The sequence below is a fragment of the Streptomyces sp. SID12488 genome (assembly GCF_010548275.1).
Classification (GTDB): domain Bacteria; phylum Actinomycetota; class Actinomycetes; order Streptomycetales; family Streptomycetaceae; genus Streptomyces.
The window spans coordinates 1-669 of the sequence record NZ_JAAGLT010000103.1; the positions used below are offsets into that span (position 1 = coordinate 1).

Annotated in this window: 2 protein-coding genes; both read right to left on the minus strand. The window is 66.5% G+C overall.

The features are described from left to right. On the minus strand, nt 1-203 hold a 203-nt coding region (locus G3I56_RS42690; RefSeq protein WP_164418935.1), incomplete at its 3' end, for a TerD family protein. A gap of 85 nt (nt 204-288) precedes the next feature. Then, nucleotides 289-669 (minus strand): TerD family protein (locus G3I56_RS42695; RefSeq protein ID WP_164418937.1); only part of this gene is annotated, 381 nt, incomplete at its 5' end.

Genomic DNA, 669 nt, shown 5'->3' on the forward strand with positions numbered 1-669 from the left:
GGGCTCTTGAGGTTGTTGAAGAAGACGAAGTGTTCGTCGCTGAGTACCCGGCCGTTGGCGCACAGCAGGGCGCTGGCGTCGAGGTCGAACGGCGCTCCTGTGGTGGAGCGCGCGTCCCAACCGAGGCCGATCATCACCTGGGTGAGATTCGGTGCGGCCTTGCTGAGGGAGACATTGCCCCCCTTGGCGAGCGTGACGCCCATGGTTTTCGCTTCCTCCCCGTGCGTGCTGAGGTCGGTACGTGCACGGCGCCGCACGCCCTGCCGGGTGTGCGGCGCCGCGAGGGGTTCAGACGTTGACGCCGAAGTCCTGCGCGATGCCGCGCAGTCCGGAGGCGTAGCCCTGGCCGATGGCGCGGAACTTCCACTCCGCGCCGTTGCGGTAGAGCTCACCGAAGACCATGGCGGTCTCGGTGGAGGCGTCCTCGGTGAGGTCGTAACGAGCCAGTTCGTTGTTGTCCGCCTGGTACACCACACGGATGAACGCGTTGCGGACCTGGCCGAAGCTCTGCTGACGGCTCTCGCCCTCATAGATCGAGACCGGGAACACGATCTTGTCGACCTCGGGCGGAACGGTCGCGAGGCTGACCTTGACGGCCTCGTCGTCGCCCTCGCCCTCACCCGTGAGGTTGTCGCCGGTGTGCTCGACAGAACCGTCCGGGCTCTTGAG